The sequence below is a fragment of the Roseibium sp. genome (genome assembly GCF_965233565.1).
Taxonomy (GTDB): Bacteria; Pseudomonadota; Alphaproteobacteria; order Rhizobiales; family Stappiaceae; genus Roseibium.
The window spans coordinates 850371-864668 of record NZ_OZ247494.1 but is presented as its reverse complement, the minus strand read 5'-3'; the positions used below and the strand labels follow the sequence as shown (position 1 = coordinate 864668).

At 58.8% G+C, this 14298-nt stretch carries 14 protein-coding genes; 5 read left to right on the top strand and 9 right to left on the bottom strand.

Features of this window, described 5'->3' with window-relative positions; translation table 11 throughout:
- Nucleotides 1-11: 11 nt before the first annotated feature.
- The 3 genes from purS to purC all read right to left on the bottom strand — a co-directional run bounded on the left by purS (nucleotide 12) and on the right by purC (nucleotide 1779).
- Complete coding sequence (gene purS, locus ACO6TG_RS04160) at nucleotides 12-251, bottom strand: phosphoribosylformylglycinamidine synthase subunit PurS (RefSeq protein ID WP_094071342.1); 240 nt, start codon at nucleotides 249-251, stop codon at nucleotides 12-14.
- A 107-nt stretch (nucleotides 252-358) separates the two neighbouring features.
- Nucleotides 359-898, bottom strand: coding sequence for a hypothetical protein (locus ACO6TG_RS04155; protein WP_422377004.1), 540 nt, complete (start codon nucleotides 896-898; stop codon nucleotides 359-361).
- A 116-nt stretch (nucleotides 899-1014) separates the two neighbouring features.
- Nucleotides 1015-1779 carry a phosphoribosylaminoimidazolesuccinocarboxamide synthase gene (gene purC / locus ACO6TG_RS04150; RefSeq protein ID WP_422377003.1) on the bottom strand — a complete coding sequence of 255 codons (765 nt, stop codon included), beginning with the start codon at nucleotides 1777-1779 and terminating at the stop codon, nucleotides 1015-1017.
- 320 nt (nucleotides 1780-2099) lie between these two features.
- Here purC and ACO6TG_RS04145 point away from each other — a divergent pair, with 320 nt between their 5' ends.
- Nucleotides 2100-2423, top strand: a complete 324-nt coding sequence (locus ACO6TG_RS04145; protein WP_422377002.1) for a DUF1476 domain-containing protein — start codon at nucleotides 2100-2102, stop codon at nucleotides 2421-2423.
- 223 nt (nucleotides 2424-2646) lie between these two features.
- Here ACO6TG_RS04145 and ACO6TG_RS04140 read toward each other — a convergent pair whose 3' ends face one another.
- Complete coding sequence (locus tag ACO6TG_RS04140) at nucleotides 2647-2841, bottom strand: hypothetical protein (protein ID WP_422377001.1); 195 nt, start codon at nucleotides 2839-2841, stop codon at nucleotides 2647-2649.
- A gap of 285 nt (nucleotides 2842-3126) precedes the next feature.
- On the opposite strand from ACO6TG_RS04140, the gene ACO6TG_RS04135 reads away from it, so the two are divergent.
- The gene (locus tag ACO6TG_RS04135) at nucleotides 3127-3933 is read left to right on the top strand and encodes an HpcH/HpaI aldolase family protein (RefSeq protein WP_422377000.1); all 807 of its coding nucleotides are present in this window, start codon (nucleotides 3127-3129) and stop codon (nucleotides 3931-3933) included.
- Nucleotides 3934-3951: 18 nt separating this feature from the next.
- On the opposite strand, the gene ACO6TG_RS04130 is transcribed toward ACO6TG_RS04135, so the two are convergent.
- Nucleotides 3952-4506, bottom strand: a complete 555-nt coding sequence (locus ACO6TG_RS04130; RefSeq protein ID WP_422376999.1) for an RBBP9/YdeN family alpha/beta hydrolase — start codon at nucleotides 4504-4506, stop codon at nucleotides 3952-3954.
- A gap of 535 nt (nucleotides 4507-5041) precedes the next feature.
- On the opposite strand from ACO6TG_RS04130, the gene ACO6TG_RS04125 reads away from it, so the two are divergent.
- A complete protein-coding gene (locus tag ACO6TG_RS04125; RefSeq protein WP_422376998.1) occupies nucleotides 5042-8509 on the top strand; it encodes an autotransporter domain-containing protein in 3468 nt (1155 codons plus the stop codon).
- Nucleotides 8510-8523: 14 nt separating this feature from the next.
- Here ACO6TG_RS04125 and ACO6TG_RS04120 read toward each other — a convergent pair whose 3' ends face one another.
- The 3 genes from ACO6TG_RS04120 to purB all read right to left on the bottom strand — a co-directional run bounded on the left by ACO6TG_RS04120 (nucleotide 8524) and on the right by purB (nucleotide 11381).
- Nucleotides 8524-9042, bottom strand: coding sequence for a BA14K family protein (locus tag ACO6TG_RS04120; RefSeq protein ID WP_422376997.1), 519 nt, complete (start codon nucleotides 9040-9042; stop codon nucleotides 8524-8526).
- Between the two features lie 77 nt (nucleotides 9043-9119).
- Nucleotides 9120-9869, bottom strand: coding sequence for a metallophosphoesterase family protein (locus ACO6TG_RS04115; RefSeq protein WP_422376996.1), 750 nt, complete (start codon nucleotides 9867-9869; stop codon nucleotides 9120-9122).
- A gap of 183 nt (nucleotides 9870-10052) precedes the next feature.
- The gene (gene purB / locus ACO6TG_RS04110) at nucleotides 10053-11381 is read right to left on the bottom strand and encodes an adenylosuccinate lyase (RefSeq protein WP_422376995.1); all 1329 of its coding nucleotides are present in this window, start codon (nucleotides 11379-11381) and stop codon (nucleotides 10053-10055) included.
- Nucleotides 11382-11540: 159 nt separating this feature from the next.
- On the opposite strand from purB, the gene ACO6TG_RS04105 reads away from it, so the two are divergent.
- On the top strand, nucleotides 11541-12023 hold the full coding sequence (locus tag ACO6TG_RS04105) for an NUDIX hydrolase (protein WP_422376994.1): 483 nt from the start codon (nucleotides 11541-11543) through the stop codon (nucleotides 12021-12023).
- 83 nt (nucleotides 12024-12106) lie between these two features.
- Nucleotides 12107-12448 (top strand): hypothetical protein, encoded by a 342-nt coding sequence (locus ACO6TG_RS04100; RefSeq protein WP_422376993.1) that lies wholly within the window; start codon nucleotides 12107-12109, stop codon nucleotides 12446-12448.
- 41 nt (nucleotides 12449-12489) lie between these two features.
- Here ACO6TG_RS04100 and ACO6TG_RS04095 read toward each other — a convergent pair whose 3' ends face one another.
- Nucleotides 12490-14100 carry an APC family permease gene (locus tag ACO6TG_RS04095; RefSeq protein WP_422378837.1) on the bottom strand — a complete coding sequence of 537 codons (1611 nt, stop codon included), beginning with the start codon at nucleotides 14098-14100 and terminating at the stop codon, nucleotides 12490-12492.
- Nucleotides 14101-14298 lie beyond the last annotated feature (198 nt).

The following is a 14298-nucleotide window of genomic DNA, read 5'->3' as shown; positions in this document are numbered from 1 at the left end:
GGCTCCCGGCCTCAGGCGATCTCGATGGCGTAATTCTCAATAACGGTGTTGGCGAGCAGCTTTTCGCACATCTGCTCCAGCTCGGCCTTGGCAGCCGCTTCATCGGAACCCGTCAGCTCGACATCGAACACCTTGCCCTGACGGACGGAACCGACATCGCCAAATCCGAGGCCGCCAAGCGCGCCTTCAATGGCTTTCCCCTGAGGATCGAGCACACCGTTTTTCAAGGTGACGATGACGCGTGCTTTCATGTGTGGGTCCCCGCAACACTTGCGCTGAGCGCAAAACAAACAGTTTGGGGCTCCCCATACACGAGGAGCCCCAGAAGAGGAAGAGCAATGTGGACAAAAGCGGTGGTTTACGGCAGCCGTTTGATGGTCGTGTTGCTCAGGTACCGCTTGAAATAGGTGTTCGCGACACTCCGTGAGCGCGAAGCTGCAACGAGAACCGATCCCCGGTTGTTTTGGATAATGAAACGGCCCGTCATCCAGATACGACCCTCACGGTCCTTGAAGTAGGCGGTGAAATCAAACCCGGCGTAGTCCTTTTTCACGACGCGCCGCGTGATCGTGATCTTTTCCTGATCCTTGGAAGCAATATTGTAGACATTGGCGATGGCGTTGAAGAGTTCACGGGACAGAACCCCGTCCTTGATTGCCTTTTCCATGTCCCCGGACACCTTGACCGGGCCGTGAGCGATCAGGCGATCCGACTTGCAGCGTGGCGCATGGCAGACATAGCCAGTGAAGCCGTTCGATGTTTTTTTGGTCCAGCCGGCCGGTGCGTAGTTCGTCTGAATGCTTCCCGGCTTCAGACCAGTCGTCTGACAGGCAGCCAGAAGGCCGCAAAGCAATGTGACGGCAACCGCCTTGAGAATGGATTTTGATTGAAAAGACATAACGCCCCCTTGTTGAAAACAAGAGGGCGTTTAATGGGTGTTTTTTACAGGAGCAATCGTGACGCAAGGTCCGATTTGTCAAATAGAATCCGACATGTGTCCCGATTGCATCACTGTTACTTCACCAGGGTCGGACCTGACCCTACGGGCCGTTCGCTGCCGAGCATGATGCCGAGGCGCTTGGCGACTTCCTGGTAGGCTTCCAGCATGCCGCCCAGATCGCGGCGGAAGCGGTCCTTGTCCATCTTGTCGTTGGTCTCGATGTCCCACAGACGGCAGCTGTCAGGCGAGATCTCGTCGGCAACGACGATGCGCATCATGTCGCCTTCAAACAGGCGGCCGCATTCGATCTTGAAATCGACCAGACGGATGCCGACACCCAGGAACAGGCCGGACAGGAAATCGTTGACACGGATGGCAAGTGCCATCATGTCGTCCAGTTCCTGAGGCGTGGCCCAGCCGAAGGCCGTGATGTGCTCTTCGGCGACCATCGGATCGTCGAGCTCGTCGTTCTTGTAATAGAACTCGATGATGGAGCGGGGCAGCTGCGTGCCTTCTTCCAGACCGAGCCGCTTGGCGATGGAGCCGGCGGCGACATTGCGCACCACGACTTCCAGCGGAATGATCTCGACTTCCCGGATCAGCTGCTCGCGCATGTTGAGGCGGCGGATGAAATGGGTCGGGATGCCAATGGCATTGAGATGATTGAAGACGAATTCGGAGATGCGGTTGTTGAGCACTCCCTTGCCGTCAACGATCTCGTGCTTCTTGTTGTTGAAGGCGGTCGCGTCGTCCTTGAAGTGCTGAACCAGGGTTCCCGGTTCCGGACCTTCGTAAAGGATCTTGCCTTTACCCTCGTAAATGCGCCGGCGGCGGTTCATAGGCTATACCGTTTGTTATTAGAGAAACCTGTAGCGGGTTCCTGCTCACCTTGTCGTCCATCCGCTGGGAGTTTTTTACGTCAACCGGCGGGCGCCCTAAGGCTGCAAGCCCTATTTTGCGGCGCGGAACTTACCCGAAGCGGGAGAAAAGTACAATCCTGGTTTCCCGCACCATGCCTAAGGTTTTTGCGGGGCCGTTATGCTTTTGACGCATGAGTGAAGGTACTGCGTTGATTTGCTGGCCCTGCGGGGATATGCAAGAGGCCAAATCAACCCCATATAGGGGGCAGTGCATCAGCGCAGTTCAGGAGACGATGAATATGAGCACATTCGACAAGCGCGAGCAGGGATTTGAAAACAAGTTTGCGCATGACGAGGAGCTGCGGTTCAAGGCAAACGCCCGGCGCAACAAGCTGCTGGGCCTGTGGGCTGCCGGGCTTCTTGGTTATGAGGGCGACAAGGCCGAGGAATATGCCAAGGAAGTCGTTCGTGCCGACTTCGAAGAGCCGGGCGACGAAGATGTCTTCCGCAAGCTGCGCGAAGATTTCGACAAGAACAATGTCGAGCAGTCCGACCATCAGATTCGCCGCAACATGGAAGAACTGATGGCAACTGCCGTCGACCAGCTCCAGAACGAAGGCTGATCAGCGCCACGTTTTAACCTGGCCATGAAACAGGCGCCCACCTTTGCAGGCGGGCGCCTTTTTTGTTTTCGCGCAAGTGTCTTCGAGACGTCTATTCGAACGTGTAGGACCCAAGCTCACACAGGTTTAGACCGTAGTCCTCCAGGGCTTCGCCGTCTGAAAAAACCGCACGGATATCGTAAACGCAGGTGCTCAGGCCATCTGCGATATAGACGTCGGTTTCTTACCCGGCATCCAGGATGCCTCCGGTCATGAGGTTGTTTTCCCAGTCATTCGAACTGGCTGGCGAAACAAAGAAACCCGTGATGGGGGTGTCGGTGTCGTTGACAAGGGAGAAATCGAGGTCTTCCGCAGCCGCCTGAGCAACGGACAGTGTCAGGGCCGCCGCAGCTGCCGCAAGAATGAAGTTCTTTTTCATGTTGTCTTCCTGTTTCGCGGCTGATTGCCCTGGTTGCCGTGAAATTGTGTTGATACTTCCTGCCGATTGGCTGACACAGCCAAGCGGTCCTCATTGGCAAGATTTACGGCGTAATTTTGTCGAATGGAGAATTGGGGTCACTTTCCACCAGATTGGGAGGCTGCGTACTCTTCGCAGGAACAGCGGCGTTCAAGTAATTGAGCGGATTGCGGGATTTTCACAAACTTGGCGCTTGCAGTCCTCAAGGACTCCCAGTTTGATAGGCGCAACACGAGGAGGCCCGACGTGACCGACAAACTGTTTCTCGCCGACAAATTGCGCTCCGGACAGGCCGTTGTCACCGGCTGGTCGCTTCTGTCCGAACCGATGGTGCCTGAATTGTTTGCCAGGGCCGGCTATGACGCCGTGACCATTGATCTGCAGCACGGCATGTATGATTTTGATGACGCCTGCACCACACTGGCGGCCATCGCCCTTGGCGGCGCTCACCGTATCGCCCGCATTCCGGTCGGTGACAATGCGCTGGCCGGACGGCTGGTGGATATGGGCGCGGAATGCCTGATCGCGCCGATGATCAATTCCCGGAAAGAAGCGGAAGAATTTGCAAGGGCTGTCAAATATCCACCGGACGGTGAGCGCAGCTGGTCGCCGTTCCGGGCGGCGATGCTGAGCGAACAGACCAGCGACCAGTATCTGAAAAACGCCAATCGGCAGACCCTGGCGCTAGCGATGATCGAGACCGAGGAGGCCATGGACGCGCTCGATGACATCCTGACCGTCGACAGTCTGGACGGCGTCTTTGTCGGGCCGAGTGATCTGTCCCTGGCCTTGTCAAAAGGCGAGGCGCTTGATCCCAATGGCGCGCGGACTTCGGAAGCCTGCGCGGATATAGCTGAAAAGACCCTGGCCGCCGGAAAGCTGGCCGGCATCTTCTGTCTGAACGCCGACAAGGTCGAGGAAGCCTATCACCAGGGCTTTCGCCTGATGTCGCATGGCATCGACACCATATTCCTGGATCATTCCGCTCGCACCTGCCTCAGGGAAGTTGCCTGGCTGGGAGACGTCAAGGATCGCCCGGAAACGGGGTATTGAGCTTAGCCCGTGCCGGCCTCAGTCAAGCCGTTTCATGAAATGGGCAAAGGACATCAGGCCTTCGGGCCAGGGACCATGCCCGCTTTCCACATTGATGTGGCCGGCTTCGCCTGCGTCCTGAAACGTTGTGCCCCAGGCCTTTGAAAAGGCCTGCGCGCGCTCATAGACGCAATAAGGATCGTTTCGGCTGGCGACCAGATGTGCCTGGAAGGGCAGGGGTTGCAATGGCACGGGCTTGAAATCCCCACCATCAAATTCCGGAACCAGACCGTCCCTGTCCCAGTCGGACGGGGCAACGAGATAGGCGCCGTGGATCTTGTCCCTCAAAGCATGCGCGCCGTGAGCCACCAGAATACAGCCCAGAGAGTGGGCGACCAGAACGACCGGTTTGTCGCAGGCTTCGACTTCGGCAACCAGCGTGTCCAGCCAGTCATTGCGCTCAGGCTGATGCAGTTCGGCCTGCTTGACGACCCTGGCAGTCGGCATCTTGTCGCGCCAGCGCAGCAGCCAGTGGCCAGGGAGAATCTGGCCGTAGCCGGGAACAAGCAGAATGTCGGTTTCTGAGATCTTCACAGTAACTGGGTCCCATCCTTGTAGAGCGCAGGCGTCTGCATACCGTTGATGCCGAAAATGTCAATTCGAACCGGTGTCGACCAGACTGATTCCAGCGTGGTGCATCGAGACATGTGCACCGATCAGCCTTGCAGAGGGAGCACCGGGAGGCGTCAGGGTGCGTCAGGAGTGTTTCTGAAGTCGAAACATCCTTTCTTTTCAACATGTCAGCAGGAACACTAGGTCACTTTTGCCAATGGGGATCTGTTGCAAAAAGTCTTTGCGGCACTTTCATGGCCACTCAAACAAAAGTGGCTGAGATTTGGTGTCTCGGAGTGATTGTTTGCTGTATTTATGTGACGTTTTTCGTTTTGTCAGCATGTATTCAATTTTAATACTTAATTCAAGTTGATTACCTGAATAATGATCATGAAAAAATGAAATTGTCAGTGATTGTCATCAAGTAAATGCATTGATGTTAACGTTGACTCTTCTTTGTTGCTGGTTATTTCTGCGGGCGTTTTTTGAATTTGATCGCGCCTGAAAAGGAATTGCCATGCGGAAGAGCTATTTCCGTCTCGTCCTGTTTTCTACATCAGCTCTCGTCAGCGTTTCGCTTGTTCATGCCCTTCACGCACAAGAGGTGATCGATGGAACCCATGAAACCGTGATTGGTGATGGCAGCGGCACACGCCCTGCCAACTGGGACATCGGCAACAGTCTGACACTGGGCGACGGCAGCGGCACGGAAAGTGTCCTGGAAATCTCGCAGGGCGGCCGGGTCACCAATACAACCGGTGTCCTTGGGCAGAACTCCGACGCGTCTGTGGTCGTTTCCGGTGCAGGCTCTGCGTGGGAGACCTCAGGTGCCCTGGTGCTTGGCAGTGGTGACGGGACCACTGCTGGTCTGACCATTGCCAATGGCGGGACAGTCCAAAGCGGTGAAACGTCAATTGGCTCTGGCGTCGGCAGTCAGGGCGATGTGGTGCTGACGGGGAGCGGATCCGCCTGGATCGTGAATGGTGATTTGCGACTTGGTGACGAGGGACATGCCTCGGTTCTGATCAGCGATGGTGCTGAGGCGGAAACCTCTGCACTGCGCCTGACAGCCGCGGAGAGGTCGGCGGCCATGGTGACGATCTCCGGACAAGGCTCGAGCCTGATCATGGCTGGTAGCGGTTACATCAGCGGCGGTGGCACCAACGCGCTCACAATTGAAGATGGCGGTGCTTTGATCAGTGCCAGCATGCAGATCTCCGGAACAGAAGACAATGCCGCGCTGGTCACGGTAACCGGTGAAAACTCCATTTGGGAATCACGGGCCGGCGGTGTTGTGGTTGGTGATGTTTCGGATGGTGAGCTGGAGCTTCTGGACGGAGGCCGGCTTGAGGCGGGAAATGTCACGGTCGGAAGAAACGGCAAGGGGCGTGGAACAGTAACGATCAATGGCGACGGTAGTGCGCTGACCACCCGCGCGAACCTGATTGTCGGCCAGACCGGAGTTGGCGATGTCCTCCTGAGCGACAACGGCGTCCTTGAGACAGGTGGGCAAACGGTGCTTGGCTCGAACGAAGATGGTAAGGGAACGATTGATCTGCGCGGTGCTGGTGTGCGTTGGGCAGCAGAGGGACCCGTCACACTTGGCCAGGACGGCGAAGGCAGCGTCAGCGCACAGGACGGTGCGCATATGTCGATGCAGTCACTTGTGCTCGGCGCGGAAAGAACCGGTTCTGGCGTTCTGCAACTTGAGGGCACGGACACACTGCTGGCCGTCGAAAGCGATCTGGTTATTGGCCAGTCCGGTGGCGGGGCAGTGATGCTGGCCGACGGGGCGCGAATGACGGCAAGGTCCCTTGTGATGGGCAGCGCAGAAGACAGTGGCGGTGAGCTGATCCTCTATGGCGGCCATCTGTCGCTCGAAGAGACGATGGAAATCGGCCGAGACGGCGTCGGAGCTGTCGCCCTAGTTGAGAACGGTTCCCTAACTGCTGCAGGTGGCCTGTCGGTTGGATCGGACAGTCTTTTCTTCATCGGAGCGCCGAAAGGGCGGGATCTTTATGCGCCGGGGACTTTGACGACGCCGAGCCTCCTGGTTGAGACAGGTGGGGAACTTATCCTCAATCACTCAAGCGAGGCGTATCTCCTTGAGACGGACCTGTCGGGCAGCGGACACATGAATGTTGCCGGCGGCTCAACGACATTGCGCAGTGGAACGGGTTTTGCCGGCACCGTCGGCATCGACGAGGGGGCAACGCTGACGGCCGCCAGCTCGATGTTGACCGGTCCGATCGAGAATGAAGGCCGGCTGGTTTTTGATGAAAGTGAAGATGGCATCTATGGCGGCCTCCTGAGCGGATCAGGGGAGTTTGTGAAGGCGGGCGCAGGCCAGCTCACCGTTCGGGACCTGAGCGGCTTTCATGGCAACGTGGCCGTGGAGGCGGGCAGGTTCAGTTACGATGGCCTCTTTGATGGGGCGCTTTCGGTCAGCGGCAGTGGCATTCTTTCCGGCGCCGGAACCTTCAACAGTCTGGATATTCAGAATGGCGGCATTTTTGCCCCGGGCAATTCGATCGGAACGTCACGCGTTTCCGGTGGCCTGGCTTTTGGTGCAGGGTCCGTCTACGAGGTTGAGGTGGATTCTTCCGGCAATTCGGACCTGACGATCGTCGAAAACGGCACGACCATCGACTCCGCTGCCAGCGTTGCCGTCCTGGCTGAAAACCGGACGGATACCGGGGCAGGCTACGCCGCGGAGACTACCTACACCATACTCCAGTCCAGCGACGGCATAACCGGGACCTTCGGCTCGGTGACCGATACATTCGCTTTTCTGAGCGCTGAGCTGACCTACGATCCAACGTCGGTCTATCTCACCTTGGCCAGGAGCGAGACGGATACGCCCGAAGCCGTGTTCGCCGCCGGAACAACGACCCGAAATCAGAGGACTACTTCTGCAGGCGTCGCCTCGCTGGGGTCAGGAACGCTGTTCGACGCCGTTCTGCTGTTGCCGGACGGCGAAACCGAAGCAGCCTTTGACGCACTCTCCGGCGAAGCCCATGCCTCCGTGCGTGGTCAGCTTTCGCAGGATGTTCGTCCGGCCCAGGACGCGGTGGAACGCCGGATCCGGTCCGGATTTGACAGCGTTGCGGCGCTGGGAGAGACGGCTTTCAACGGGCAGATCAGTCAGGATCTGACAGGCGGCTGGCAGCTGTGGGGCGAGGTTTACGGGGCTTGGGGAGAGCGTGACGGCAGTGCCAATTCGGCCGGGTATACGCGCTCCGGCGGCGGCCTCGTGGCGGGTGTGGACAAGGCCGTGAGCAGCACGTGGCGCCTCGGAGCCTTTGGCGGATTCGGGACCACCTCCTTTGACGTCGATGCGCGCGCCTCAAGCGGGAACACCACCAATCTGACCGCAGGTGTCTATTCCGGCCATCTCCTGGGAGCCATAAACCTGCACGCCGGTTCGTCGCTTACCTGGCATGGGGTCGACATGACCCGCAGTGTACGCTTTACCGGTCTGAACGAAACGTTGACATCCGACTATTCCGCCTGGACGGGCCAGCTCTTTGCCGAGGCGGCCTATACGGTTGAATTCCAGCAGGTCCGGGTGTCGCCCTTCCTGGGGGCATCGATCGTTTCAACGCAGAGCGACGGCTTTTCTGAAAAAGGCGGTTCCGCAGCGTTGAAAGTGTCATCCGGACAGGAAACCACAGGCACGACCACACTTGGTGTGCGCGGAGAAACCGCTCCGCTTCTCCTGGGTGAGAGTTTCCTGCATTTCAGCGGGTCTTTGGCCTGGCGGCATACATTCGGCGACGTGACGCCGGCAAACAGCATGCGATTTGATGGCGGAAACGCGTTTACTGTCAGCGGGACGCCGATTGACCGGGATACGGCACAGATCTCCGCTGCCATGACCTGGAGTCATGGCAGCGCCCTCAGCCTTGATTTGGGTTACACGGGCGAATTTGGCAACAGTGCCCAGGATCATGGCGCGCGCGCCGGGTTTTCGCTGGAGTTCTGAGCCTCCAAGACGACTCAGGGGCCATAAGGCGAGAGACAAGCCCGCCTTTGGCCCTTGTAGGGCTGGAAACTGTTGTCAGCGGCCCGGTAGGAGCGGTACCGCCGGTCGCACCATTCATAGTGGGCCGGGCTCAGAGCCGGGACAACAATGTCAGGCGGTTGAAAAGAACCTCTCCTGGCCGGCCCAAGTTCGAGGGGCGGGCGAATGATTTCTTTTGGCGGCGGGACGACATTGAACCCGAAACGGAAGGCCGTTGGTGGATACCACCAACCATCGTACCAGCGATAGCCGGGATGATATTTCGGGTCACCACGGTAACCCAGAAAATGCTCGCGCCGTCTGTGATAGGAAAGGTTTCCGCTTCTTTGGTCGATCTGCAGGACCGGTGCTTCGCCGGACGCGGAAAAGTGCCTTTCAGTGTCCGTTAGACCAATGCCGCCAGCCAGGGCGCGCGTTGGCCACAAAGCAAGACTTCCAACCAGCAGAAATGTCAAAAAGGAACTGGGCAACGGCACTCCGGTCTCCGACTGCATCGAATGAAACTATCCGATGATGGTTCCCGGATTATTTACGCAACGTCAACTCTCGCTTTGGTGTTTGTCCGGTCAGTTCAGGAGAGCGGGCCATAAAAGCCGTGCTGAAGCGAGCGTGCCCAGCCCGACCGGCGGTTTTTTTCAGCTTCGCGCGCGGCCTTGTCCCAATCGTAGCTCAGGATTTTTTCCTGGAAGTTCCAGGCGCCGTTGTTGTTGGTCATGGTGGCGTAGCGTGCATGCGGGCTGCCGGCCTCCATGACATGGCGGTGCGGATGGTCGTCCTCGTAGGACGGCAGGCCGACACTGCCCGGATTGAGCAGGATCTGACCGGTTTTCTGCAACCGGATCACCCTGGGAATGTGCGTGTGGCCACAGCAGACGACCGGAGCGGCTTCGCCCTTCAACTCGGCGAGAAGCGTCTCCTCGTCCGGCAGGTGGCCCTTCGGGCCATCGACCTTCTCGGTCAGGTAGCGGTCGTCATTGTCCGGGGTGCCGTGGCACAGGAAGATGTCTTCCGTCAGCCGGATTGTCGGCTGGGAGGTGGACAGCCAGTCCTGGCTCGCATCGCTCAGGCGCTCGACTGTGAAAGCATCTGTGGGTCCCATCTTGTCGATGGGATTGTCCAGCACGATCCGGTCGTGATTGCCGCGAATGGTCGGCCAGCCGGTTTCGCGCAGAATTGCGGCCGTTTCCTCCGGCCAGAGCGGGCCTGACACGCAATCACCCAGATTAACGACGAGGTCAGGGGCTTCCAGCTTGAGATCCGCCAGAACGGCTTCCAGCGCAAGGACATTGCCGTGAATGTCGGACACAACTGCGATTTTCATGAATGCGCTCCGGTAATTCCGTTGCCGACGGGAAACCTGGAAGACCAGGTATGCGCGGGTTTGCCTAACGCGAGACCGCATTTTGAGGAAGCGCAGCGCGCTTCCTCAGGATCAGACCGATTGCCGCCACCGTGTTGTGCCTTGATTGGGGACAGGGACCCGATGACCGCGAAGTGTCGCCGATCAGCTTTCCCCGAAGACCCGTTCGAAGATCACATCGACATTCTTGGTGTGATAGCCAAGATCGAAGCGGTCGCGGATCTCTTCTTCCGACAGGTACTTGCGCACGTCTTCATCCGCCAGCAGTTCGCTCAGGAAATCGACCGACGCGGAGCCGGCCACCTGGTAGCTGTCCCAGACCTTCATGGCGTTGCGCTGGACCAGGCGGTAGGCGTCTTCACGGGACGACCCGGCCTGGGTGAGGGCCAGCAGGATACGTTGGGAATGCACAAGGCCGCCGAGACGGTCCATGTTGCCGATCATGCGCTCCGGATAGACCATCAGCTTGTCGATGACGTTGGTGAGGCGCACCAGGGCGAAATCCAGGGTGACGGTTGCGTCCGGGCCGATCATGCGTTCCACGGAAGAGTGGGAGATGTCCCGCTCGTGCCACAGCGCCACATTTTCCATGGCCGGGATGGAATAGCCGCGCACGATGCGGGCAAGGCCGGTGAGATTTTCGGTCAAGACCGGATTGCGTTTGTGCGGCATGGCCGACGAGCCCTTCTGACCCTTGGAGAAGAACTCCTCGGCTTCGAGCACTTCGGTGCGCTGCAGGTGCCGGACTTCGGTGGCCACGCGCTCGATCGACGAGGCGATAACGCCGAGCGTTGCAAAATACATGGCATGACGATCACGCGGGATCACCTGGGTGGAAACCGGCTCGGCCTGCAGGCCCATGGCCTTGGCAACATGCTCTTCAACGGACGGATCGATATTGGCGAAGGTGCCGACGGCACCGGAAATGGCGCAGGTGGCGATTTCCTCGCGGGCGGCCAGAAGCCTAGTCTTGCAGCGGTTGAACTCGGCATAGGCCTCGGCCATCTTCAGGCCGAACGTGACCGGCTCGGCGTGAATGCCGTGGGACCGGCCGATGCAGACCGTGTCCTTGTGTTCCATGGCCCGGCGCTTGATCGCGGCAAGCAGCGCGTCCATGTCGGCGAGCAGGAGATCGGTCGCCTTGACCAGCTGAACGTTGAAGCAAGTGTCGAGCACGTCGGAAGAGGTCATGCCCTGGTGCACGAAACGCGCATCCGGGCCAACGATTTCGGCGAGATGCGTCAGGAAGGCGATGACATCGTGCTTGGTTTCCCGCTCGATCTCGTCGATGCGATCAATGTCGAACGTCGCGCTGCCGCCCTTTTCCCAGATGGTCTTGGCGGCTTCCTTGGGAATCACACCGAGTTCCGCCAGTGCGTCGCAAGCATGGGCCTCGATCTCGAACCAGATGCGGAATTTCGATTCCGGCGACCAGATGGCAACCATGTTGGGACGGGAATAGCGCGGGATCATCGCAGGCAGGACCTCATTTTTGAGAGAATTTCTGGCTGCGGCATAGCAAATGGAGGAGGGCGCTTCAATGCGGCACGGCGGTTTTTGCTTGCAGCGCCGCCGTACAATGTGAATTTTACCTCTCAGACCCGTGGCTTAGCTGTTCAAAAGGAGCGGTGCATGACGATCTGGCGCCCGTCCAGTTCCATAACGGTCAAGGCAATGGCCCTGATCTGGCAGGATGACGCCTTGCTCTTGTCTGAAATCCGTGATGACGCCGGCCGGGTGACGGGCATGCGCCCGCTCGGCGGATCCGTGGAGTTCGGTGAGCCCTGGCGTGACGCGCTTCAGCGTGAATTTCTCGAAGAGCTGGGCACGCGGATTACACTGCTCGACAATCACTTCGTGATGGAAAACATCTATGAGCATCACGGTGTCACGGGTCACGAGATCGTTTTCCTGTGCCATGCCCATTTCACGGACAGCAGTTACTACCGCATGGATACCGTCATTTACGAGATCAATGACGATACCATGGGCACGGCAAAGTGGATCACACTTGAGGAACTCACCGCCAAGGGGCTGGAACTCTACCCGGCGGGCCTCGCGCAAAAACTTTCCCCACCCAGTCCGGGTCAGAAACCCGGCCGTTTGTTCAGCTGACCCGGTTGCTCTCCCCCTTTGAGCCTCATAACCAAACTGGCCGTACCGACTGCGGCCGACTTCATTGATTGATTGGACTACAGATGATTTTTCGCCCTCTTGCCATCGCTGTCATGACCCTTGTCACCAGTGCCGGGTCGGCTCTGGCGGCAGAGCCTGACTTTTCCAGGTTCATGGCGTCGCCCTCCGGTGCTGCCGGACTGAGTGCGGCCATCGGCAGCCTTGGACCCTGCGCGACAACGCCGCAATGGTCCCTGGGCTTTGATCCGGATCTCGACAAGGAAAACCCGGACCACGTCTATGTCGGTTGCCAGTATGATCCTGGCGGAGACGAGGCCGGAGAGCTTTACGACAAGGGCGTGCTGGCGAAATTCGTCAATTACGGTGGTGTGCTGTATCTGGAGAGCCTGACACAGTTGCCCTAGGCCCGCTCGGCGGCGGGTTCACGCGCGACATATCGGCTGCTTCAGCGCTTGAAGTCGGACCGTTCGACCGGGGCGTCGTCGACGCTGTCATATTCCAGCATCTCGTCGAGTTCTTCCTCGGCGATATAGCGGTTGAACTTGTCCTTGTGCAGGCTGAGCCGGACCGCCAGCAGGTAGATGCCCGTGGCCATCAGGGCTATGGCAATCATGTCGGGACCAACCGGCAGCATGCCGGAGCCTCCGCCAAAAGACCCCAGATAGGAAAAGCACACAAGGCCAATCAGGTAAGGCGGCAGCCAGGCCGCTTCGCGCCAGTCGAGACTGTCGAACCCGCCCTGTTTGCTGCGCACCAGCATGAGCGCAAAGCCGATGGCAAGGCAGATGCCGAGATGCAGCATCGTGTGCCAACCGCTCCAGTAGATGATCAGGCTGGCGACAACAAATGCAAGACAGCCTGTGATCGGGGCAGCGGGCAGGACGAAGGCGCGAGGTGTGTCGGGCAGCAAACGCCGGAAGGACAAAACGGCGATCGGTCCGACAATGAACGACAGGACGATCGAGGAGGTGTTGAGCGCGAGCACTTCCTTGAAGGGCAGAAGCACGAAGAACAGCGACGCGACTGCAAAATTGACCAGAAGCGAAAACAGCGGCACACCACGGGCGGACAAGGTTTCCATGAATTTGGGGAACAGGCCGTTCTGTGCCATGGCGAGACCCAGGCGGGCGTTGGAGCCAACGGAGACAAGCCCCGAGGCGAAGCTGGAAATGCGTGCGCTGGTGTCCAGAATGCTGACGATCCAGAGTGCGCCGACCGCTGTCGCAAGGGCTGCCATGGGACCGAGTTCACCGGTAAAATGCAGCGCCGGCCAGCCATCCGACAGCTGTGCGTGATCCAGCGCGCCCAGAAAGGCGAGTTGCAGACCGCCGTAGATCACCAGGCAGACCACGAGTGACAGCACAAGCGCCAAGGGCACGTTGACTTTCGGGTTCCGGGCTTCGCCGGCCATGTCGATCACGTGCCGGAAACCGATCAGGGCGAAGATCACGCCACCGGTGGAGATGGCTGACAGGATCCCCTTGAGCCCTTCCGGTGCGAAACCGCCATAGTCGCTGAAATTGGCGTAGCGGAACTCGGAGGTCAGGATCACGGCGGCAAGCAGGGCGGGGATGACGATCTTGACCCAGGTGAGTGCCGTGTTGATCCTGGCAAAGAACTTCACGCCAAAGGCGTTGAGCACGGTGAAAAACAGCAAGAGCAGGCAGGCGACTCCAAGCCCGGCGGGTGTCAGCAGACCATCCGGTCCGTAAAGCCAGGGCGCCATGCTCTTCGAGTAGCGCAAGACGGCTTCGACCTCGATTGTTGCCGTCGTGTTGTAGCCGATCCAGGCGGTCCAGCCCATGGTCATGGAAACGACCGAACCATGGGAAAAATGCGGCACCCGGCCAATACCGCCGGCCACAGGCAGGATCGTTGCGATCTCTGCAAAGGTCGCGGCCAAAAGCAGCATGGCAAAGCCGCCGATCATCCAGGCAATCAGGGACGAGGGGCCAGCCGCCTGGGCGGCCAGAAGCGGGGCAAACAGCCAGCCAGAGCCGAGAATGCCGCTGATGGCGACAAAAGTCAGCCCAAGCAACCCGATACTGCGTTCCATATGTGCCAAGACGAATCCCCCCGGATCTTTGTCTTCGAACTGGGAGCTTAACCGAGGGAGTGTCTCATCGGGAAGACGGGTTGTTGCGGTTGTGATGGTGTTGCGCGGAAATCCCTGACTTTTGAGGCTTTAGATCTCCTTCAGCAAGCGGTCGATCCTTCGAGACGGGCCTGTGGCCCTCCTGAGGAAGAGATTGTT

What these genes read in the sequence shown, in the direction of transcription:
- ACO6TG_RS04105 (WP_422376994.1), top strand. Translation starts at nt 11,541, where the DNA reads ATGACGATCTGGCGCCCGTCCAGTTCCATAACGGTCAAGGCAATGGCC.
- ACO6TG_RS04120 (WP_422376997.1), bottom strand. Translation starts at nt 9,042, where the DNA reads ATGCAGTCGGAGACCGGAGTGCCGTTGCCCAGTTCCTTTTTGACATTT.
- ACO6TG_RS04125 (WP_422376998.1), top strand. Translation starts at nt 5,042, where the DNA reads ATGCGGAAGAGCTATTTCCGTCTCGTCCTGTTTTCTACATCAGCTCTC.
- purS (WP_094071342.1), bottom strand. Translation starts at nt 251, where the DNA reads ATGAAAGCACGCGTCATCGTCACCTTGAAAAACGGTGTGCTCGATCCT.
- ACO6TG_RS04100 (WP_422376993.1), top strand. Translation starts at nt 12,107, where the DNA reads ATGATTTTTCGCCCTCTTGCCATCGCTGTCATGACCCTTGTCACCAGT.
- purB (WP_422376995.1), bottom strand. Translation starts at nt 11,381, where the DNA reads ATGATCCCGCGCTATTCCCGTCCCAACATGGTTGCCATCTGGTCGCCG.
- ACO6TG_RS04115 (WP_422376996.1), bottom strand. Translation starts at nt 9,869, where the DNA reads ATGAAAATCGCAGTTGTGTCCGACATTCACGGCAATGTCCTTGCGCTG.
- ACO6TG_RS04140 (WP_422377001.1), bottom strand. Translation starts at nt 2,841, where the DNA reads ATGAAAAAGAACTTCATTCTTGCGGCAGCTGCGGCGGCCCTGACACTG.
- ACO6TG_RS04095 (WP_422378837.1), bottom strand. Translation starts at nt 14,100, where the DNA reads ATGGAACGCAGTATCGGGTTGCTTGGGCTGACTTTTGTCGCCATCAGC.
- ACO6TG_RS04155 (WP_422377004.1), bottom strand. Translation starts at nt 898, where the DNA reads ATGTCTTTTCAATCAAAATCCATTCTCAAGGCGGTTGCCGTCACATTG.
- purC (WP_422377003.1), bottom strand. Translation starts at nt 1,779, where the DNA reads ATGAACCGCCGCCGGCGCATTTACGAGGGTAAAGGCAAGATCCTTTAC.
- ACO6TG_RS04145 (WP_422377002.1), top strand. Translation starts at nt 2,100, where the DNA reads ATGAGCACATTCGACAAGCGCGAGCAGGGATTTGAAAACAAGTTTGCG.